The sequence below is a fragment of the Vibrio sp. 10N.222.52.C12 genome (assembly GCF_041474215.1).
Classification (GTDB): Bacteria; Pseudomonadota; Gammaproteobacteria; order Enterobacterales; family Vibrionaceae; genus Vibrio; species Vibrio crassostreae_C.
On the sequence record NZ_JBFRTR010000041.1, the window covers coordinates 1 to 20529 of the forward strand.

Annotated in this window: 17 protein-coding genes; 7 read left to right on the forward strand and 10 right to left on the reverse strand. The window is 46.1% G+C overall.

Features of this window, described 5'->3' with window-relative positions; translation table 11 throughout:
• Positions 1-323: 323 nt before the first annotated feature.
• From fre to trxA, 6 genes are all read right to left on the reverse strand, one after another.
• A complete protein-coding gene (gene fre / locus AB4623_RS07765; protein WP_017059251.1) occupies positions 324-1037 on the reverse strand; it encodes an NAD(P)H-flavin reductase in 714 nt (237 codons plus the stop codon).
• Between the two features lie 20 nt (positions 1038-1057).
• Positions 1058-1327 carry a 2Fe-2S iron-sulfur cluster-binding protein gene (locus tag AB4623_RS07770; protein WP_008224727.1) on the reverse strand — a complete coding sequence of 90 codons (270 nt, stop codon included), beginning with the start codon at positions 1325-1327 and terminating at the stop codon, positions 1058-1060.
• Positions 1324-3165 (reverse strand): 4-hydroxy-3-polyprenylbenzoate decarboxylase, encoded by a 1842-nt coding sequence (gene ubiD, locus AB4623_RS07775; protein ID WP_017059250.1) that lies wholly within the window; start codon positions 3163-3165, stop codon positions 1324-1326. The genes AB4623_RS07770 and ubiD overlap by 4 nt, the downstream gene beginning before the upstream one ends.
• Before the next feature lie 98 nt (positions 3166-3263).
• A complete protein-coding gene (locus tag AB4623_RS07780) occupies positions 3264-4259 on the reverse strand; it encodes a hypothetical protein (protein ID WP_017059249.1) in 996 nt (331 codons plus the stop codon).
• Positions 4260-4369: 110 nt separating this feature from the next.
• Positions 4370-5629, reverse strand: coding sequence for a transcription termination factor Rho (rho, locus tag AB4623_RS07785; RefSeq protein WP_017062978.1), 1260 nt, complete (start codon positions 5627-5629; stop codon positions 4370-4372).
• 200 nt (positions 5630-5829) lie between these two features.
• Positions 5830-6156, reverse strand: coding sequence for a thioredoxin TrxA (gene trxA / locus AB4623_RS07790; RefSeq protein ID WP_010440700.1), 327 nt, complete (start codon positions 6154-6156; stop codon positions 5830-5832).
• A 111-nt stretch (positions 6157-6267) separates the two neighbouring features.
• Here trxA and rhlB point away from each other — a divergent pair, with 111 nt between their 5' ends.
• Together rhlB and gppA are read left to right on the forward strand one after the other, a co-directional pair.
• Entirely contained in the window at positions 6268-7578 is a 1311-nt protein-coding gene (gene rhlB, locus AB4623_RS07795; protein WP_017062979.1) for an ATP-dependent RNA helicase RhlB, read from the forward strand.
• Positions 7579-7584: 6 nt separating this feature from the next.
• Complete coding sequence (gppA, locus tag AB4623_RS07800) at positions 7585-9078, forward strand: guanosine-5'-triphosphate,3'-diphosphate diphosphatase (RefSeq protein ID WP_017062980.1); 1494 nt, start codon at positions 7585-7587, stop codon at positions 9076-9078.
• Positions 9079-9179: 101 nt separating this feature from the next.
• Here gppA and AB4623_RS07805 read toward each other — a convergent pair whose 3' ends face one another.
• The 3 genes from AB4623_RS07805 to recQ all read right to left on the reverse strand — a co-directional run bounded on the left by AB4623_RS07805 (position 9180) and on the right by recQ (position 12295).
• Positions 9180-9851, reverse strand: coding sequence for a 7-cyano-7-deazaguanine/7-aminomethyl-7-deazaguanine transporter (locus AB4623_RS07805; RefSeq protein ID WP_017061333.1), 672 nt, complete (start codon positions 9849-9851; stop codon positions 9180-9182).
• A 244-nt stretch (positions 9852-10095) separates the two neighbouring features.
• Positions 10096-10407: a DUF3630 family protein gene (locus AB4623_RS07810; RefSeq protein WP_017061332.1), complete on the reverse strand. Its 312-nt coding sequence runs from the start codon at positions 10405-10407 to the stop codon at positions 10096-10098.
• Positions 10408-10456: 49 nt separating this feature from the next.
• A complete protein-coding gene (gene recQ / locus AB4623_RS07815; protein WP_017065746.1) occupies positions 10457-12295 on the reverse strand; it encodes an ATP-dependent DNA helicase RecQ in 1839 nt (612 codons plus the stop codon).
• 179 nt (positions 12296-12474) lie between these two features.
• On the opposite strand from recQ, the gene rarD reads away from it, so the two are divergent.
• The 5 genes from rarD (at position 12475) to tpx (ending at position 18156) form a co-directional block, all read left to right on the forward strand.
• Positions 12475-13383 carry an EamA family transporter RarD gene (gene rarD / locus AB4623_RS07820; protein WP_017061330.1) on the forward strand — a complete coding sequence of 303 codons (909 nt, stop codon included), beginning with the start codon at positions 12475-12477 and terminating at the stop codon, positions 13381-13383.
• An 86-nt stretch (positions 13384-13469) separates the two neighbouring features.
• Positions 13470-14264 (forward strand): AraC family transcriptional regulator, encoded by a 795-nt coding sequence (locus tag AB4623_RS07825; RefSeq protein WP_017065745.1) that lies wholly within the window; start codon positions 13470-13472, stop codon positions 14262-14264.
• Positions 14265-14362: 98 nt separating this feature from the next.
• Positions 14363-15025, forward strand: coding sequence for a LysE family translocator (locus tag AB4623_RS07830; protein WP_017061328.1), 663 nt, complete (start codon positions 14363-14365; stop codon positions 15023-15025).
• A gap of 91 nt (positions 15026-15116) precedes the next feature.
• On the forward strand, positions 15117-16874 hold the full coding sequence (gene ggt, locus AB4623_RS07835; RefSeq protein ID WP_017062985.1) for a gamma-glutamyltransferase: 1758 nt from the start codon (positions 15117-15119) through the stop codon (positions 16872-16874).
• Positions 16875-17658: 784 nt separating this feature from the next.
• Positions 17659-18156, forward strand: coding sequence for a thiol peroxidase (gene tpx, locus AB4623_RS07840; RefSeq protein WP_017062986.1), 498 nt, complete (start codon positions 17659-17661; stop codon positions 18154-18156).
• 135 nt (positions 18157-18291) lie between these two features.
• On the opposite strand, the gene uvrD is transcribed toward tpx, so the two are convergent.
• Positions 18292-20466: a DNA helicase II gene (uvrD, locus tag AB4623_RS07845; RefSeq protein WP_017062987.1), complete on the reverse strand. Its 2175-nt coding sequence runs from the start codon at positions 20464-20466 to the stop codon at positions 18292-18294.
• Positions 20467-20529: the final 63 nt, after the last annotated feature.

Below are 20529 nucleotides of genomic sequence, written 5' to 3' on the forward strand. Positions count from 1 at the left end.
TTAAATTGTTAAAGAGCTTAACTTCTTGAGCGTTCCTTTTAAGTAAGGAGCCTCTCGAAGTGGACGGCCATTCTAGCGAATTAACATTCAGTGTCAAACACTTTTTGAAAATTAATTTTTTGTCGCTTTCCGTCTTACTGATTCTTGCTGAAGCCTTGTGGCGTCTGCCGTCTCAGTGGTGTCGCATTATAGGGAACCCTCTCAGCTTAGCAACTACTTTTTCATGAAAAATGAATAAATAGGGGTTAACTGCCTAATAGTTCACCTAAACGTAAAAAAGAGAGCATTTCTGCTCTCTTTTTGCTCAAAATCTAAGGGTATTGTTAGATAAATGCGTAAGCATCAGCGTACATATGGTCACGCTTTGCTTCTTTATTCTGAGTAAATAGGTCTCTTGCAGCGCCCGCCATTTCAAAACGACCTGCAATATAGATATCGAAATCAGCTAATGATTCGAAACTTTGCATAACAGCCTCAAGCACATTACCTGTTTGGCCATGCCAAACTTCCGGTGCTTCTTCTACTACCGGTACAAAGTGCACATTGCTATGCTTTTCTGCAATGCCAACCAACTCTTCTTTAGCATATAACTGGCACTCATCTTTTGCGCCCCAGTATAGGTAGATCTCTTTCGAGCTATTTTGCGCGATGCAGTGATCAAGAATAGAGCGCACGTAGCTGAAACCCGTGCCACCAGCAATAAGTAATAGAGGGCGATCGCTTTCTTCTTTGATCCAAGCATCTCCGTGTGGAGCATCAATCGCAATATCGCCATCTTCAGCTTGTGCCTTCTTCATCGCTTCAACCACTTCTAGTGCGTAAGCGTTGTGCTCGGCAGCACCAATGTGCAGCTCAAGCTCACCTTCGTGGCGGCAAGGGCTACTTGCGATAGAGAATGGGCGCTTATCTTTCTCGCCCATTTCAACCATCAGGTACTGGCCCGCTTTAAAAGCGACCGGTGTTTCTGGGTGAAGTAGGATTTGGTAAGTATTACAAGCCAAAGGCTCGATAGACTTCACTTTACATTTAATAGTCATGTTCTTCCTCTTACTAACCCTTAATCGGCAAAGGTTAGAACTAAATTACTTTCTGCAAATGCTTGGCAAGCAAAAATCCAGCCTTGTTGCTGCTCTTTCTCTGTGAGCATGGGTTCAAGGTGGTAACTCACTTGCCCTTCTAATTTTTTGCACATACACATTGCGCATGCGCCAACTTGGCAACGGTTTGGGAAATAGATATCGCTGTTGAGCGCAGCATCCAAGACCGTTTGCCCTTTTTCTACTGTGAAACTGATGTTTTCTGGGTATAAGACTACTTGGTAGCTCATGAAATTCCTAGCTGTTCCCAGATGCTATCAATCTTTTTCACAACATCAGGATCTTTTGTGATTGGTACACCCCACTCACGCAGGCATTCACCTTCCCACTTATTGGTCGCATCGAGACCCATTTTTGAGTGTCCAGTTTCGTTCTGCAGGAATAACGTATCTCTCGCCGGATCCATTCTTGTCGTTACAGCCCAAATGATGTCATTCCAATCACTCACATTGACATCGCCATCACACACGATAACAAACTTGTTCTCATCAAATTGAGACCAAACCGCTTCCATGATTTTCTTACCATTACCGGCAGCTTGCTTATCAATAGACACCACAACCATGCTGGCATTGTCGTTTTGCAGGTGAACATCAATAATTTCAGGATGAACCTTGGTTAACTCAGCCAAGCTACCCTCAATATGTTCACTATTTACAGGTGCTGTTTGGACATCTGGCGATAACGCTAACTCTGCGTCCCACTTCTTAGTAATATCTAGACCCATCTTAGAACCTAACCCAACCACGGGTGAGGCAAAATCCAATGAATCGATCGGCGTGTTCTCTATCATCAGGCTATCGCGTGACGGATCCATATGTTCGCACATCGCTGCGGTTACTTGAGACCAATCACGTGCATTCACATCTTCATCACACACCAATACAAATTTGGTGTACATGAATTGGCGTAAGAAAGACCATACACCCATCATCACTCGCTTAGCGTGACCTGGGTATTGCTTCTTCATGGTCACGACTGCCATTCGGTACGAACAACCTTCAGGCGGTAGATAGAAATCTTCAATCTCTGGGAACTGCTTTTGAAGAATAGGCACAAACACTTCATTTAGCGCAACACCCAATACCGCTGGCTCATCAGGTGGACGGCCAGTATAGGTGCTGTGATAGATAGGGTTCTCGCGCATGGTTACATGAGTAATAGTAAACACATGGTGCTTTTCTTTCTCGTTGTAGTAACCAGTATGATCTCCGTAAGGCCCTTCATCTGCGAATTCATTCGGGTCGATGTAACCTTCCATCACGATTTCTGCACTTGCGGGAACTTCTAAGTCGTTGCTGATTGATTTAACGACCTCAGTTTTACTACCACGTAGTAAGCCTGCAAACGCGTACTCAGATAAACTATCCGGCACTGGCGTAACCGCACCAAGAATGGTGGCAGGATCAGCACCAAACGCTACCGATACTGGGAATGGTTTCCCAGGGTTAGTTTCCATCCAATCACGCAGATCCAATGCTCCACCACGGTGGGCTAACCAACGCATGATGATTTTATTCTTGCCGATCTTCTGCTGACGATAGATACCTAAGTTTTGGCGTTTCTTGTTTGGACCACGAGTAACCGTTAAACCCCATGTTAGCAATGGCGCGACATCATCAGCCCAACAGCTCATCACAGGGATTTTATCTAGGTCGACGTCATCGCCTTGCCATACCACTTGTTGGCAAGCCGCTTTGCGAAGGCGTTTAGCTGGCATGTTTAAGACTTGCTTAAACACAGGTAGTTTATCAAGAGCGTCTTTAAAGCCTTTTGGTGGCTCAGGTTCTTTTAGGTAAGCAAGCAACTTGCCCACTTCACGCAGTTCTTTGACTTCTTGACGTCCCATACCAATAGCAACCCGATTAGGTGTACCAAATAGATTGGTCAAAACGGGCATGTCATAGCCTACTGGATTTTCAAACAAAAGAGCCGGGCCACCAGCACGTAGAGTACGGTCGCTAATCTCGGTCATTTCGTAGTCTGGATCGACTGGGTGAGAAATGCGTTTCAACTGACCAATACTTTCAAGATGGTCGATAAAATCACGTAAATCTTTAAAACTCATAGGACTTCTACATGCTGATTATTCTGCGCTCAGTATATCAAAAAGGGTGACGCTGAGGTCCCCCTTTTTAGTGTGGTTATTGAGAGGCAAAATCCACTTTACGGTAATGCTTGCTCGATCAAAGAACTCTTCACCTGAGGGTTATCATTGACGAGATCTTGCAACCATCGCGTATGACCTTGTTTGGCGAGTTCACGCGCAACTAATGGTGCTTCATCAGCAATCGCCATCCTAGAGACAAGGAACAGCTTCACCTCTTCTGATAACGGGTTAACTTTGGTAAGCAAAGTAATCGCTTCATCTTTCAAACGCGGGTTCTTAGTCGCTGCCATCACCTGTTCAAGCGCGAACGTTTGTTTGGTTTCAGCAAGGCGAACTAGCTCAGCTTGGCTATGATAATCGGCCTTCATTCGCCATAGAATTTTGTAAACCTCTGGGTCTTCGCTCACTTGCGCTAATCGAACCACCACCTCAGTAGAAGGTAACCAACTAACAATAGAAGATGCGGTGAGTTGCTTAGTTAGGTAATCAACCGCTTCAGGAGACAAACTGTCTAGCTCTCTAATGAGCAACGCTTCTCGCGTTTGAACTTGATGTTCAGATCCAGATAACCACTCTTTTAGGTCGAGTTCCTGTTTCTCTGCATCTAGCACAAATACCAATGTCTTCTGATCTTGACGCCATTGTTTAATAAGGCGATTAGCAATTGAAGGGTAATTAAAGGCAGGTACCGTAAACTCATAGCCATCGCCACGTTCTAAGACTTGATAAGTGGGCGTGATAGCAAGTTGCTGCTCGATGAAGATAGACATCTTGGGTGTGAGTACGATTTTTTGCTGTTCAAGCTTCTTCAAGAGTTGGTAACGAGCCACCTCTTGCTGGGGAAATGTCAGGCGCTCAAGCGCAAAGCGTAGCGAATTGACTTCGTCACGTACGACAAGCTCTAGTAGTTCAGCAGTTTTCAGTTTTACTTGATCATTCTCAAGCCAAGACTCTACTGTAAGTGGAGACATCTCGGTGGCATAGCTCATACCAACCGGTGAAAATAACAGTGAAGTAGACAGGAGTAATGATGACAACAGTCCATGTTGCATTTTAACGTCCTTGTAACACTTTTGCTCATTCTGCAAGCTGGCGCTACAAAATGCAAATAAAAAGCGCCACCCGAGGGCAGCGCTTATTAAATACGATCAGCTAATCAATATTACTGACGACGCATTGCGTCAAAGAACTCATCGTTCGTTTTCGTCATTGCTAGCTTGTCGATAAGGAATTCCATTGCGTCGATTTCGCCCATTGGGTGAACAATCTTACGCAGGATCCACATCTTCTGTAGTTCATCGTTCTTGGTAAGAAGCTCTTCACGACGAGTACCAGAGCGGTTGAAATCAATCGCTGGGAATACGCGTTTTTCAGCAATCTTACGGTTAAGGTGCAGTTCCATGTTACCTGTACCTTTGAATTCTTCGTAGATAACTTCATCCATCTTAGAACCAGTATCAACCAGTGCTGTTGCGATGATCGTTAAGCTACCGCCTTCTTCTACGTTACGTGCCGCACCGAAGAAACGCTTTGGACGATGTAGAGCATTCGCATCAACACCACCAGTAAGAACTTTACCTGATGAAGGAATCACAGTGTTGTAAGCACGAGCTAGACGAGTAATAGAATCCAGTAGGATAACTACATCTTTCTTGTGTTCAACAAGGCGCTTCGCTTTCTCGATAACCATTTCTGCAACTTGTACGTGGCGAGATGCTGGCTCATCGAATGTTGAAGCAACTACTTCGCCTTTAACTAGACGCTGCATTTCTGTTACTTCTTCTGGACGCTCATCGATAAGTAGAACCATTAGTTCACACTCAGGATGGTTACGTGCAATGCTTTGAGCAATGTTTTGCAGAAGCATTGTCTTACCCGCTTTAGGCGGAGCAACAATCAGACCACGCTGACCTTTACCAATTGGAGATGCAAGGTCAAGAATACGAGCCGTAATATCTTCAGTCGCACCATTACCCGCTTCCATCACCATACGTTCGTTAGCGTGAAGAGGAGTAAGGTTTTCGAAAAGAATCTTGTTACGTGCGTTGTCTGGCTTGTCGTAGTTAACCGTGTTTACTTTAAGCAGTGCAAAGTAACGCTCACCGTCTTTAGGTGGACGGATTTTACCGCCAATAGAGTCACCTGTACGTAGGTTAAAACGACGAATTTGGCTTGGTGATACGTAGATATCATCTGGGCCAGCCAGGTATGAACTGTCGGCGCTACGTAGGAAACCAAAACCGTCTTGAAGAATTTCTAGAACACCATCACCAAAGATGTCTTCACCACTTTTTGCATGCGCTTTAAGGATGGAGAAGATAATGTCTTGTTTTCTTAGGCGAGCTTGATTTTCAAGACCTAAGCTTTCGCTAAGTTTAACAAGCTCAGACACAGGTCTGTTCTTCAGTTCAGTAAGATTCATAGTGGTGGAAGTTTGTTTAGTCAAAATAGGATCTGTTTTCTTAAGTTAAGAAGGATTTGGTCACAGGATCGACCAAGAAGAGAAATTCGTTCAATTAACGTGCGATAAATTAGCACTAAAACTAAGACTAGTCCATAGCTTAGAAAAAACAAAACCGCGCATTTGTTAACTGCACGGTTTCTTTTCAAATGCTGACCTGATTAAAGGTTAGCGTCTAAGAACTCTTTAAGTTGAGTTTTAGATAATGCACCAACTTTAGTCGCTGCTACGCCGCCATCTTTGAAAAGAAGTAGCGTTGGAATACCGCGAATACCAAACTTTGGTGGAGTACCAGCATTTTGGTCGATATTTAATTTACCGATTGTGAGCTTGCCTTCGTACTCGTCTGCGATTTCATCAAGAATCGGCGCAATCATTTTACATGGACCACACCATTCTGCCCAAAAATCAACAAGAACAGGGCCTGCAGCATTGATTACATCGTTATCAAAACCGTCATCAGTTAGCTGCAAAATCTTATCACTCATCTTCCACTCCAATGTATTTTTTAGAACTGGTTGGATGATAACCAGTAAATAGATGCCCTATTGGAATGTATTTACTTTCGTATTGCAAGCTTAAGCTGATATTCTATAGCAATGAAAAAGACGCATATCACAGAGCAAAAGTTCGCCGACTTGGATTTACTTCCGCAAGTCATTGAAGGATTGGAGAAAAAAGGGTTCGATTATTGTACCCCTATCCAAGCCTTGGCGCTCCCGGTACTGCTCACCGGCCAAGACATTGCAGGCCAGGCCCAAACGGGTACTGGTAAAACGCTTGCGTTTCTTACTGCTACTTTTAACCACCTGCTAAAAACATCTGAGCATGAAGGGCGTAAGCCTAACCAGCCACGTGCGATTATTATGGCACCAACGCGTGAACTCGCGATTCAGATCTACAACGATGCTGACTCTCTGGTTGAAAGCACAGGTATCAAGGCAGCACTTGCTTACGGTGGCGAAAGCTACGACAAGCAACTAGGTAAAATCGAAGAAGGCGCAGATATCTTAATTGGTACGACTGGCCGCATCATCGATTTCTACAAGCAGAAGGTATTTAACCTTAACCACATTCAAGCTGTTGTTCTTGACGAAGCTGATCGCATGTTCGATCTTGGTTTCATCAAAGACATCCGCTTCTTGTTCCGCCGTATGCCTGAGCCAAAAGATCGCCTGAACATGCTGTTCTCTGCGACATTGTCTTACCGCGTACAAGAGCTAGCGTTCGAACACATGCACAACCCAGAGCATGTTGTTGTTGAGCCAGAGCGTAAAACAGGTCACCGCATTCAGGAAGAGCTGTTCTACCCATCAAACGAACACAAAATGGCACTGCTGCAGACTCTAGTTGAAGAAGAGTGGCCAGAGCGCGCTATCATCTTCGCTAACACTAAGCACAAATGTGAGTCTGTTTGGGGTCACCTAGCTGCAGATGGTCACCGTGTTGGCCTGCTAACTGGCGATGTTCCTCAGAAGAAACGTGAAAAGATTCTTGAGCAATTCACTAAAGGTGATGTTGACCTGCTTGTCGCAACCGACGTTGCAGCACGTGGTCTACACATTCCTCAAGTAACACACGTATTCAACTTCGACCTACCTGATGACTGTGAAGATTACGTTCACCGTATCGGCCGTACAGGTCGTGCTGGTGCAAGTGGTCACTCGATCAGCTTTGCTTGTGAAGATTACGCAATCAACTTGCCACCAATCGAAGAATACATTGAGCACGCGATCCCTGTGTCTGACTACGATGCTTCTGCACTGCTAGAAGATCTACCAGCACCATTGCGCTTACGTACACGTAACCCGCAACAACGCCGCTCAAACAACAATGGCCCACGCAACGGGAACCGTAAACCAAACCAGAACCGTCGCCCACGCCAACCGCGTCATAACAAGGAAGCTTAGTCGCTTATGAGTCAAACAGTGTCACCCCCGCTTTACGCTGCAATCGACCTCGGGTCGAACAGTTTTCATATGCTCGTTGTGCGTCATATCGATGGCAGCGTACAAACCATGGCTAAAATTAAGCGCAAAGTGCGTTTAGCTGCAGGCTTAGATGAAAATAATGCGCTTAGTACAGAAGCCATGCAGCGCGGTTGGGACTGTTTGAGTCTCTTTGCAGAGCGACTGCAAGATATTCCGAAAGAAAATATCCGCATTGTCGGTACAGCGACCCTACGTACTGCTATCAATGTGGATATATTTCTAGAGAAAGCGAACCAGATCCTTGGTTACGACATCAATGTTATCTCCGGAGAAGAAGAAGCTGCGACTATCTATAAAGGCGTAGCACACACTTCTGGTGGCAGCGGCCGCCGACTGGTTGTTGATATTGGTGGCGCAAGCACCGAGATGATCATTGGTGAAGGCTTCTCAGCGAAAGCCCTAACCAGCCTAAAGATGGGCTGTGTTACTTGGCTTGAGCGCCACTTTAAAAACCGCCAATTAACCGCTACCAACTTTAACAACGCCATTGAAGCGGCGAAGTCGACGTTGGCTCCTATCCTAGATAGCTACACTGATATCGGATGGGATGTGTGTGTGGGCGCCAGCGGTACCGTTCAAGCACTGCAAGAGATCATGTTGGCGCAAGGCATGGATGAAGTGATTACTCATGCCAAACTTAAGCGTCTACAGAAACAAGCGATGATTACTGAGCGCTTGGAAGAGCTAGAAATCGAAGGACTTACCCTTGAACGCGCATTAGTGTTCCCGAGTGGCCTTTCTATTCTTATTGCTATTTTTGAGCTGCTTGAAATAGATTCAATGACACTCGCAGGCGGCGCACTCCGTGAAGGCCTAGCCTACGAGATGGTTGATGAGCTACGCCAAGAAGATATCCGAGCGCGTACCATTAAGAGTGTTCAATCACGCTACCAAATGGACGTAAGCTACGGTGAACAAGTAGCAGTAGTCGCACAAACGCTGCTAGACCAAGCGGGCGCCGAAGCGTGGGTTTCAGAACCTCAAGCTGGTGTGCTATTGCAAACGGCAGCGAAGCTTCACGAGATTGGTTTAACCATCGATTTCAAAAAAGGCGGTGAGCACAGCGCTTATCTGCTGCAGAACTTAGACCTACCTGGCTTTACTCGAGCGCAAAAGCACTACTTGGGTGAGTTAACTCGTCGCTACCGTGAACAGTTAACCTCATTACCAGAGCAACACGCTATCTCAGGAACCAGTAGCAAGCGTATTTTACGTATTCTGCGTTTAGCTATTTTGCTGACCCACCGTCGTAACCCAGCGCTAGAGCCTGAGTTCAAACTGACGACGAATGACAACAATCTAACCCTAACGCTTTCTAAGCAATGGTTAGCTGACAATCCGCTGACCGCTGCAGAGCTAGAGATCGAGTCGAATAGACAAACCGATATTGGCTGGCCATTGAATATTAAATGCCTCTGATATTAGTATCTGACGCTAGAAATTAAAAAAGCCCAAGTTAATAGACTAACTTGGGCTTTTTCTTATCGCTGCATTAATGCTTTGTGTTACAAATCTCCAACTTAAGCGTTCACGCCTGTCGCTTTAAAGTCAGGGTTCACTGCGGTTAGCTTTCTAACAATGTAGTTAAGAAGCACGCCGTACATAGGCACGAACAAGCCTAGGCTGATGATAAGTTTGAATCCGTAATCGACTAAAGCAATCTCAGTCCAATGCTCGGCCATAAATGGATCTGGGCTTTGATAGAAAGCAATCGCAAAGAAAGCGATTGTATCAATGGCATTACCGAATAGCGTTGAACATGTTGGGGCAACCCACCACTGTTTAAGCTGACGCAGACGGTTGAAAACATGCACATCTAAGATCTGGCCAAGCAAGTAAGCCATGAAGCTCGCCGCGGCGATACGAGCAACAAACAAGTTGAACTCACCTAATTGGCTAAAGCCTTGGAATGAACCTTCAAAGAACACCACTGACAAGAAATAAGAAACGGCCAGCGCTGGTAACATCACTAAGAAAATAATTTTACGGGCAAGCTGCGCGCCAAAAATGCGTACGGTCAGATCGGTCGCTAGGAAGATAAACGGGAAAGTGAAAGCACCCCAAGTGGTGTGCATACCGAAGACGGTAAAAGGTAGCTGAACCAGATAGTTGCTTGACGCAATAATCACCAAATGGAACAAAACTAATAGTGCTAGGGCTTTGCGCTGTTGCGCAGGGGTAAAGTTACTCATGCTGTACCTTTTTAGTTTGGTTTGGGGGTGAGGGAACCCAAATCGAGTCATTTCTTCGAATAATCCAAGAAAGCTCTTACCAATAATGTGAATTAAAAATGTTTCTATAATTTGCTCTATTGAACGGCGGGCGATTATACATTAATCAATATTGGCTGCAATGGTGAGAACAAACGCAAACGTTTATCCTCACTTTTATTGGTGAATAGCGCTAGAAGCTGTGCTTTAGAAGCTATGCCTAAAGTTAAAAACCGCGCTTGAAAAGCGTCGCGAGATAATCAAACTCTTCTCGGCTTTCTTCCGCGTTTAACGACTCAAACCAAATTGATTCACTGTAATGCTCAGACTTTAAGAACATTCGACAATCTTCAAAATCAATCAACCAAGAGTGCATATCGGCGTCCCATTGTTTTTCAACAACAGACGCTGACAGCAATGCCACCAGCTTTTCACCTAACACTTCATAAGAATCAAAATCAAAACTTGGAGACGTAATCAATAAACGCCCTTCCTCAGCCAGATACTCTCTTAAGCCAAATTCTGTTTGTGTTGTCATGTCCCTATCAACCTTATTCTTTTTCTATTAGTTAGACGTTTCTCGCAAACTAGCCGTGTGTGGTGATGTGTTCTTGAATCAGATCTAGGAATGGGTCTGCGTACTTATCGAGTTTACGTTGACCGACACCGTTGACTGCCAGCATTTCTCCGTATGAAGTAGGTAGTATTTCAGCCATATCAATCAAGGTCGCGTCACTGAATACCACATATGGTGGCAAGCCATCTTCATCAGCAATCGACTTACGCAGCTTACGCAGTTTCGCAAACAGCTTCTTATCGTAATTCTTGCTGCTTAACTTATCGGACTTAGCATTACGCACCGCTGTATCTAAACGAGGAACAGCCAATTCCAAAGACATCTCACCGCGCAGCAGCGGGCGGGCTTCTTCTGTTAGCTGTAAAGTTGAGTTACGAGTGATGTTCTGGAACAGCAAGCCTTTATGAATCAGCTGACGGAAGATACTGATCCAGTAATCATGACTGTGATCGCGGCCAATACCGTAGGTAGATAGCTTATCGTGACCATTATCGCGGACACGGATGTTCTGCATGCCTCGCATTACTTCGACCACGTAGCCCATACCAAATGACTGATTCACACGGTACACACAAGACAACGCCTTCTGTGCTTCTTGGGTCGCGTCAAAGTGTTTTGGTGGATCTAAGCAGATATCGCAGTTGCCACATTGCTTCTCGCGATATTCGCCAAAATAGTTAAGCAGAACCTGACGACGACACGTTTGCGCTTCAGCAAAGGCACTCATCGCATTCAGCTTGTGCATCTCAACTTGTTTCTGTGGGCCTTCTTCTTTCTCATCTAGCATACGACGCAGCCAACCCATATCAGCCGGGTCAAACAACATCATCGCTTCAGCAGGCAAACCATCACGACCTGCACGGCCTGTCTCTTGATAGTAAGACTCGATATTACGTGGGATATCAAAGTGCACCACGAAACGTACGTTGGGTTTGTTGATGCCCATACCGAAAGCCACAGTCGCGACCACGATCTGAATATCATCGCGTTGAAAGGCTTCTTGAACGTAAGCACGCTCATCGGTGTCCATACCAGCGTGATAACCCGCGGCGCGAATACCGTTATTGCACAGCTTCTCGGTCACCATCTCCACTTTCTTACGGCTACCACAGTAGATGATGCCGCAATTGCCCTTTTGTGTTTCTAGGTAGCGAACCACCTGTGACACGGGTTTGTGCTTCTCAACCAAGTTGTAGCGAATATTAGGGCGATCAAAGCTGCCTAAGTAAGTATGCGGGTCCAGGAGCTGTAAGCGCGAGATAATATCTTTGCGCGTCGCATCATCAGCGGTTGCTGTGAGCGCCATGTAAGGCACATGCGGGAAATACTGTTTAAGCTGACCTAATGATGCGTATTCAGGGCGGAAGTCGTGACCCCATTGAGAGATACAGTGCGCTTCATCGACTGCAATCATCGAAAGCGGTAAACCTTGAAGACGCTCGATAAAATCACGCATCAACACACGCTCTGGTGACACATACACCATTTTCAGCTGACCTGAGTTCATACGATTGAACACATTCAGCAATTGGTCACGTGGCATTGAAGAGTTAATACACTCAGCGGCAACACCATTGGCCTTCAATTGGTCGACTTGGTCTTTCATCAACGAGATCAGCGGTGAGATAACCAGAGTCAGCCCTTCACGAACCAAAGCCGGAATTTGGTAACACAGAGATTTACCACCACCGGTTGGCATAATCACCAAGCTGTCTTTGCCTTCAACGGCCAAATCAATGACCTCTTGCTGACCATCGCGAAAGCTTTGATAGCCGAACACATCTTGCAAGATGGTTTGCGCATCATTCGCGGGAGTTGGTATTTGCTCAGCAATCAGAGTGGCGGTCATTGTGGTTCCTAATCGAGGTATGAAATCAGCAAGCATCTTCGGCAAGCAAGTCGCACATTGTAGAGGGGAACGCTGGCGAATTAAACCGCAAATTGTTAGGTGAAAAGGGTTATCGCTCCTATACTGACCAACTCTCTTATAAATCTTATTAATAAGCACTCAGTGCTAGAGAAAGATGCATGACACAGGAAGAACAACAACGTACGCGCCAAGGAGTTTTGCTTGCCGTCGGCGCTTACACAATGTGGGGTATCGCCCCTATATATTTCAAATCTTTAAGTGACGTTTCCCCGTTAGAGATCCTCAGCCACCGTGTAGTATGGTCTTTTTTCCTACTCGCTTTCTTACTGCACATTGGCCGCAGCTGGCGTAAAGTCCGTGACACCCTGACCTCAAAACCAAAAATGCTCTATTTGGTGGCGACATCTATTTTGGTGGGTGCAAACTGGCTGATCTTTATCTGGGCGGTGAACTCCAATCACATGCTCGATGCCAGTTTGGGGTATTACATCAACCCGTTGATTAATGTATTACTTGGGATGCTCTTCCTCGGCGAACGCTTACGTAAGCTGCAATGGTTTGCAGTGGCTCTTGCTGCGATTGGCGTATTAATCCAATTGATTGCCTTCGGCTCAGTACCGATCGTCGCCATTGCCCTAGCCTTTAGCTTTGGCTTTTATGGCTTGCTGCGTAAGAAAGTCAGCTTAGAAGCACAAACGGGTCTGTTCATTGAAACTCTGGTGATGCTGCCTCTAGCCGCAACCTACTTACTGTTTATTGCCGATAGCCCGACCTCAAACTTATCGATGAACCCGATGCAACTCAACCTATTACTGGTTGCTGCCGGTGTGATCACCACGGTTCCATTGCTGTGTTTTACTGGCGCTGCAACTCGCTTGAAGCTATCAACACTCGGTTTCTTCCAGTACATCGGTCCAAGCTTGATGTTCTTACTGGCGGTTCTGATCTACGGCGAAGCCTTTACCTCAGATAAAGCGATCACCTTTGCTTTCATATGGGGAGCACTGGTTATTTTCAGCTTTGATGGCCTGCGTAACAACAAGAAGAACAAACGCGCGAAACAGTGATATTGATCGTTTTTTACAAGACAATCCCTTAATACGCAGATAAGCTTGGTTGAATTGATGACTATTTGACCAAGCTTTTTTGTACCATGGATAAAGTCCACTACTACTCTACCCCAACAGAAGATATCAGCCTGATCCAAGCTCAATACCAAGAGTTTGCTTTTCAGCGTCACTATCATTTGGACTTTCACATCGGCTTAATTACCCAAGGGCAGCAAAAATTCGCCTATAAAGGGGCGAGCCACCATGTCGGTGCAGGCCAAGTGGTTATCATGCCACCTGATGAGCTGCATGATGGGCACTCCAAACTCGATTCAGGTTATCAAGTCAGTGTGTTTGCAGTTTCTCCTCAATGGTTTCAAGATCTTGCCGATCCCAAGCAAAATGGTCACACATTAGGCTTTTCTGAGTTGATCCTCTCCGATCAAGCTGCGTTTTTACAATTACGCAACTTACACGGCCTGTTAATCAATCAAAGCATCAGCCAACTCGCTCAAGATTGCTTACCATTCGAGGGGTTCTCAACGATTGTCGATCGTTATGCAAAATTTGGATCGAAGAGTGACATCAAACTGGGTAATCAATCGATTAATACACTCAAAGACTATTTGATGGCGAATTTGGACCAGCCAGTGCGATTAGAACAACTGTCTGAGCTGTGCGGCTTAACCACAACTCAATTCCAACGCCACTTTAAGAACAGAATGGGCATCACCCCTTACGCGTGGCTGAGCCGTTTACGTATGGAACAGAGCATGCGCCTGATTAAATCTGGGATCTGTGGTACTAAAGTCGCGCACCAAGTAGGCTTCTATGATCAAGCACACTTCTCCAAGGCATTCAAAACCACATTCGGCGTACCACCCTCACAAATCAACTAAGTGTTGATAATTTACAATTGCTCGATTTCAAATCGCGGTAAGCTACGCTCAATACGATTACTTATTTAATAATAGCGGCAACGTTATTGAGAACTGACATGAACGAAGTCACCATACTGATCACCCTCGCCTCTATCCATTTCATCGCTTTGATGAGCCCCGGCCCTGACTTTGCGTTAGTCGTGCAAAATGCGACACGCCACGGCAGACAAACAGGCTTGTACATTGCGCTTGGTTTATCTTGCGGGATCTTACTGCATTCGTTGCTCAGCCTGACGGGAATCAGTTACCTAGTCCACCAGCAACCAACCCTATTTGCCATTATCCAGTTGGCTGGCGGTAGCTACTTGCTGTACTTAGGCTACGGTGCACTTAAAGCAACCTGGCAAATCATTCAGAACCACGACGATGACGACGATACCGTCAATGCCAAAGATCTGATTCTGACCAACAAGCGTCAGGCATTTTCGAAAGGGTTTGCGACCAATATTCTCAACCCAAAAGCTTTGGTGTTCTTTATTAGCTTGATGTCGAGCTTAGTGCCTGCCGACATGTCTCTATCAGGTAAAGGCTTTGCGCTTATTATCTTGTTTGGTCTGTCTCTGTTTTGGTTTTCACTACTGGCGTGGATGCTTTCGACTAAGGCTCTACAGAAGAAACTTAGCGAAGCAACGGTATACATCGATGGCTTATGTGGCGTGGTATTCAGCCTGATTGGCGCGAGTATTCTTTGGCAGTCGCTGTCCGGTTTAATCGCTTAAATTCGAATCAAGATTACAATTCGTTAACAACGCACTGGCTATCTAATCTTTCCGCTGCCAATCTAGCTCTGCATATTAAAAGGAGAAGATCATGCAGTGGAAAACAAAACTAACAACCCTCGCCACTTCTACCCTACTTTTTGCCTCTCACGTCAGTTGGGCAAATCAAGCTGCCGATTCCGTCGCACCCGAACAAAGTAGTGGTTTAGAAACCAAACAACTCGTTAAAGCCAACGATTGGATGGTCACCGCAGCCAACCCTCTTGCAACACAAGCCGGTGCTGATGTACTTGCCCGTGGTGGTAACGCAATTGACGCCATGGTTGCCGTGCAGCTTATGCTTGGCTTAGTGGAACCTCAGTCATCAGGTATTGGTGGCGGCGCGTTCCTTGTCTATTTTGATGGCAAAGACAAACAGCTCAAGACCTACGATGGCCGTGAAACTGCGCCACTTGATGCCACCCCACGTCTATTCCAAGACGAAAACGGACAACCGCTTAAATTCTATGATGCCGTGGTTGGCGGTCGTTCTGTTGCCACGCCGGGCACGGTGCAATTGCTGTGGGACACTCACCAGAAATACGGCAAGCTCGAATGGGCATCACTGATTAAACCTATCGCTCAGTTAGCTGAAGAAGGTTTTACTATCAGCCCACGTTTAGCCACCTTGATCGAAAACGACCAAGAACGTCTGAGCCGCTTTGCGACAACTAAAGCCTACTTCTTCAATGCCGATGGCAGCCCGAAAGCCGCTGGCACGCAACTTAAGAACCCTGAATACGCGGCAACGTTACACGCTATCTCGAAGGATGGTGCTAAAGCTTTCTACCAAGGTGAGATTTCTGCCGACATCATTAACACAGTACAAACAGCGAAAGGTAACCCGGGCGTATTGGCACAGAAAGATTTCGACGCCTATTCGATCAAGCAGCGCGAACCGGTTTGTTCTGCTTATGAAAGCTACGATATTTGCGGAATGGGGCCACCAAGCTCTGGTGCGTTAACGGTTGGACAAATCCTTGCAATGACTGAGCAGTTTGACCTCAAATCATGGGGGCCAAACGACGCAAAATCTTGGCAAGTGTTAGCAGACGCTTCTCGCTTAGCCTTTGCAGACCGTGGTATGTACATGGCAGACCAAGATTATGTGCCTATGCCAACCCAAGGGTTAGTGAATACTGACTATTTGCAGGAGCGTGCTCAGTTAATTACCGCAGGTAAGGCATTAGACAGCGCACCTTCAGGCACCCCACCGTGGGATCATGCGATGCAGAGAAGCCAAGATGTTTCTATTGAGTTGCCGTCCACCAGCCACTTCAACATTGTCGATAGTGATGGCAATGTCGTATCGATGACCACCACCATCGAGAACGCATTTGGCTCACGCCTGATGGTAAGAGGATTCCTACTCAACAACGAACTGACCGACTTCTCATTCAAGACTCATAACGATGGCAAGCCTATCGCGAACCGACTTGAACCAGGTAAGCGTCCACGTTCTTCAATGGCGCCGACCATTATCATGCAAGACGATAAACCTTACATGGCAATTGGCTCTCCGGGAGGCAGCCGTATCATCGGTTATGTGGCACAAGCGATCATTGCTCACACCCAATGGGACATGGATATCCAACAAGCGATCAACCAACCACACTTCCTAAATCGCTTCGGTACCTTAGATTTGGAAAAAGGAACATCAGCGGAAAACTTCAAACCTGAGCTAGAAAAGATGGGATTTGAGGTCAACGTTCGCGATCTTAACTCGGGTTTACACGCTATTCGCATCACAAAAGATGGTCTAGAAGGTGCTGCAGACCCTCGTCGTGAAGGTGCAGCCATTGGTCAGTAGGGAATAATCCTCCCTTTTTACTCGCTGCCTTGTGCGAGATCTCTCACAAGGTAGTGAGTAAATATCGATATTTGATGACGAAATTAATCACCTCGACATCGTAACCAATTGAAATTAAAAGATACGTACATTTATCGTTCAAATAATTATATAGAAATTCGCTTATGCACCATTGCTGATAAATAAGGAATCGGTAATATGAATGGTGTCTGAAGGATGCTGACACGGAACAGGAAACGCCAAGGACTTGGTTATCTTCAGGATGAAGATTCGATTACTCAGGATGAATAATCGGCATGGATAGCGAAATGGACATTGAATGGACGCAATAGTAACTAGGATGGTTGCTACTAAGGAAAGACAATGGACACCTCTGGACGAGGAAAGGACTGAACATCAGGATGATGTAAAGGACACCGCTCAAGGAACAAGTGACGCGCGCTAACGAGGATTGTTGGCAGATCAGGATAAGATCAAGGACACCGCTAGGAAGGCGACGAAAGGAATACGCTGAAGGATAACAGCACACTATCATGGATTTGATGCATGGAGCACACTTAGTAGCCGGATTGCTGCGAGTAAGACTATAGACCCCGATGAGCGCAAGCTCTCGGGGTTTTTCTTTATCTGTCGTTTCACTTATTCCTCTCTCAAACAAATAAATCAAAGACCTTTAATTACAATTCTGACATTTAAAGCATTCACTTCTTAACCACTTCCGAGTAACGTAAGTCTTACTAGGCTCAACTAGTTTCATAACCATAATTAAACTAAGGACAAATTCATGTCACACGTTACCTTCAAAGGCGCTGCTGTACCACTAACAGGCACATTCCCACAAACTGGCGAACAAGCACCAAGCTTTGCACTGACTGCAGGCGACCTTTCTGAACTGACTCTTGCTTCTCTTGAAGGCAAGAAAGTGGTTCTAAACATCTTCCCAAGTATCGACACAGCAACTTGTGCAACGAGCGTACGTACGTTCAACGCAAAAGCAGCAGAACTTGAGAACACGGTTGTTGTTTGTATTTCTGCTGACCTACCGTTTGCTGCGGGCCGCTTCTGTGAACTAGAAGGCATTGAAGGCGTTCAACACGCTTCAACTTTCCGTTCTCCTACATTCGCATCAGACTACGGCGTAGCGATCGCTGAAGGCCCACTATCAGGCCTAACAACACGTGCCGTTGTCGTTGTTGATGAAAAAGGTGTGGTGACACACAGCGAGTTGGTTGCAGAGATCACTGAAGAGCCAAACTACGAAGCGGCACTTGCAGCACTGTAAGTCTCACTTTGAGGCAACAATGTCTTCAGCTCGTATTAACCTAATTTAGGTCGGTACAAAGTAATAAAAAGAGCAGCCATTGGCTGCTCTTTCTGTTTTTAATAATGAACGATTTTTAGATACCGAAGTAGCAGATTACAACTGTTCTAAACGAGCGTAAGCCGTTACTAACCACTTGATGCCTTCACCGTTAAACGCGACTTGAACTCGGCTCTGCGGGCCACTTCCCTCGAAGTTGATGATAGTGCCTTCACCAAACTTAGGGTGCTTAACGCGAGAACCCAAACTAAAGCCTGTTTCGTTAAAGTTCTCTTTCACGGCGGTTTGGCTAAAGCGGCCACTGCTAGCAGGACGACTCACTTGCGCTTTCATACGAACCTCATCCAGACAGGTTTCTGGTAGTTCACGAATAAAACGAGATGGCTTGTGGTACTTGTCTTGACCATACAAACGACGCATTTCAGCATAAGTGATGTAGAGCTTCTCCATCGCACGGGTCATACCGACATAGCACAGGCGACGCTCTTCTTCTAAACGCCCCGCTTCTTCGGCCGACATCTGGCTTGGGAACATGCCTTCTTCGACACCCACCATAAACACCATTGGAAACTCTAGGCCTTTAGCACTGTGCAAAGTCATTAACTGAACCGCATCGTCAAACTCATCGGCCTGACCTTCACCCGCTTCCAAAGCTGCGTGAGTTAAGAACGCCGTCAGCATGCTCATCTCATCCGCTTCTTCCGGCTTTTCAAACTGGCGCGTTGCCGTTACCAATTCTTCCAAGTTCTCGATACGTGCCTTCGACTTCTCACCCTTCTCTTGCTCGTACATAGCAAACAGACCCGACGATTTAATCACGTGGTCGGTTTGTTCATGCAGGCTAAGTTCCAACGTGTCATCTTCAAGCGCATTAATCAGCTCGATAAAACGACTTAATGCGCCCGCAGCACGACCGGGTAGCACTTGCTCTTCTATCAAAGCAACACTGGCTTCCCACATGGTTGCACCACGATCACGAGCAGCAAGACGAATCGTTTCTAACGTTTTATCACCCAAGCCACGCGTTGGCGTATTAACCACACGTTCAAACGCGGCATCATTATTGCGGTTGCTCATGAGGCGCATGTAGCTCAAGGCGTCTCTGATTTCTTGACGCTCGAAGAATCGCATGCCACCGTAGATTCGGTAAGGCAGGCCACCTTGGATAAGCGCTTCTTCAAGCACACGAGATTGGGCGTTATTACGATAAAGCATCGCGGTATCTTCTAACGCACCGCCTTTCTCTTGCCACTCTTTGATTTTGCTGACCGTGAAACGCGCTTCATCTAACTCGTTATAAGCTGAGTAAACTGAGATTGGCTCGCCATCGTTGCCATCAGTCCACAGCTCTTTACCCATACGCTCAGTGTTGTTCGAGATAAGCTCGTTCGACGCCTGAAGAATGGTTTTGGTTGAACGGTAGTTTTGTTCGAGTCGAACCGTTGAAGCACCTGGGAATTCATCCAAGAACTTCTGAATATTTTCAATTTTAGCGCCACGCCAGCCATAGATAGATTGGTCATCATCACCCACGATCATCACGCGACAATCCGGGCCCGCCATCATACGTAACCAAGCGTATTGGATGTTGTTGGTATCTTGGAATTCGTCGACAAGAATGTGCTTAAAGCGAGCTTGGTAGTGCTCGCGGATGTGTTTCTTATCGCGCAATAGCTCATGCGATCGCAACAAGATTTCAGCAAAGTCGACCAAGCCAGCACGATCACATGCCTCTTGGTAAGCAGAGTAAATCTTTAACCACGTTTGAGTTATTGGATCATGGTAGGCGTCAATGTGACTTGGGCGCAGCCCTTCGTCTTTCTTGCCATTGATCCACCAAGAAGCTTGCTTGGCAGGCCACTGCTTTTCATCAAGGTTTTGCGCCTTGATTAAGCGACGCAGCAAACGAATCTGATCATCTGAATCAATGATCTGGAAGTCTTCTGGCAGTTTTGCATCTAGGTAGTGAGCACGAAGGATGCGGTGACAGATACCGTGGAAGGTGCCGTTCCACATGCCCGACGAGCTACCCATCATCAACTCTTCAATACGACCACGCATCTCTGCTGCCGCTTTGTTGGTGAAGGTAACCGACATGATAGAGAACGGTGATGCTTGCTCTACGCTTTGTAACCAAGCGATACGATGCACCAATACTCGCGTTTTACCACTGCCAGCACCTGCCAGAATAAGTAGGTTTTCTAAAGGTGCTGCGACCGCCTCACGTTGTTTGTCGTTTAGGCCATCGAGTAAAAGCGAAGGATCTATCATTGAATATGCTCACTACTGGGTATTTATACATAAAAGTTGATTATAACCTAAACACTAGGCTGC

What these genes read in the sequence shown, in the direction of transcription:
- uvrD (WP_017062987.1), bottom strand. Translation starts at nt 20,466, where the DNA reads ATGATAGATCCTTCGCTTTTACTCGATGGCCTAAACGACAAACAACGT.
- AB4623_RS07780 (WP_017059249.1), bottom strand. Translation starts at nt 4,259, where the DNA reads ATGCAACATGGACTGTTGTCATCATTACTCCTGTCTACTTCACTGTTA.
- ubiD (WP_017059250.1), bottom strand. Translation starts at nt 3,165, where the DNA reads ATGAGTTTTAAAGATTTACGTGATTTTATCGACCATCTTGAAAGTATT.
- rho (WP_017062978.1), bottom strand. Translation starts at nt 5,629, where the DNA reads ATGAATCTTACTGAACTGAAGAACAGACCTGTGTCTGAGCTTGTTAAA.
- fre (WP_017059251.1), bottom strand. Translation starts at nt 1,037, where the DNA reads ATGACTATTAAATGTAAAGTGAAGTCTATCGAGCCTTTGGCTTGTAAT.
- AB4623_RS07825 (WP_017065745.1), top strand. Translation starts at nt 13,470, where the DNA reads ATGGATAAAGTCCACTACTACTCTACCCCAACAGAAGATATCAGCCTG.
- gppA (WP_017062980.1), top strand. Translation starts at nt 7,585, where the DNA reads ATGAGTCAAACAGTGTCACCCCCGCTTTACGCTGCAATCGACCTCGGG.
- AB4623_RS07770 (WP_008224727.1), bottom strand. Translation starts at nt 1,327, where the DNA reads ATGAGCTACCAAGTAGTCTTATACCCAGAAAACATCAGTTTCACAGTA.
- rarD (WP_017061330.1), top strand. Translation starts at nt 12,475, where the DNA reads ATGACACAGGAAGAACAACAACGTACGCGCCAAGGAGTTTTGCTTGCC.
- recQ (WP_017065746.1), bottom strand. Translation starts at nt 12,295, where the DNA reads ATGACCGCCACTCTGATTGCTGAGCAAATACCAACTCCCGCGAATGAT.
- ggt (WP_017062985.1), top strand. Translation starts at nt 15,117, where the DNA reads ATGCAGTGGAAAACAAAACTAACAACCCTCGCCACTTCTACCCTACTT.
- AB4623_RS07830 (WP_017061328.1), top strand. Translation starts at nt 14,363, where the DNA reads ATGAACGAAGTCACCATACTGATCACCCTCGCCTCTATCCATTTCATC.
- tpx (WP_017062986.1), top strand. Translation starts at nt 17,659, where the DNA reads ATGTCACACGTTACCTTCAAAGGCGCTGCTGTACCACTAACAGGCACA.
- AB4623_RS07805 (WP_017061333.1), bottom strand. Translation starts at nt 9,851, where the DNA reads ATGAGTAACTTTACCCCTGCGCAACAGCGCAAAGCCCTAGCACTATTA.
- trxA (WP_010440700.1), bottom strand. Translation starts at nt 6,156, where the DNA reads ATGAGTGATAAGATTTTGCAGCTAACTGATGACGGTTTTGATAACGAT.
- AB4623_RS07810 (WP_017061332.1), bottom strand. Translation starts at nt 10,407, where the DNA reads ATGACAACACAAACAGAATTTGGCTTAAGAGAGTATCTGGCTGAGGAA.
- rhlB (WP_017062979.1), top strand. Translation starts at nt 6,268, where the DNA reads ATGAAAAAGACGCATATCACAGAGCAAAAGTTCGCCGACTTGGATTTA.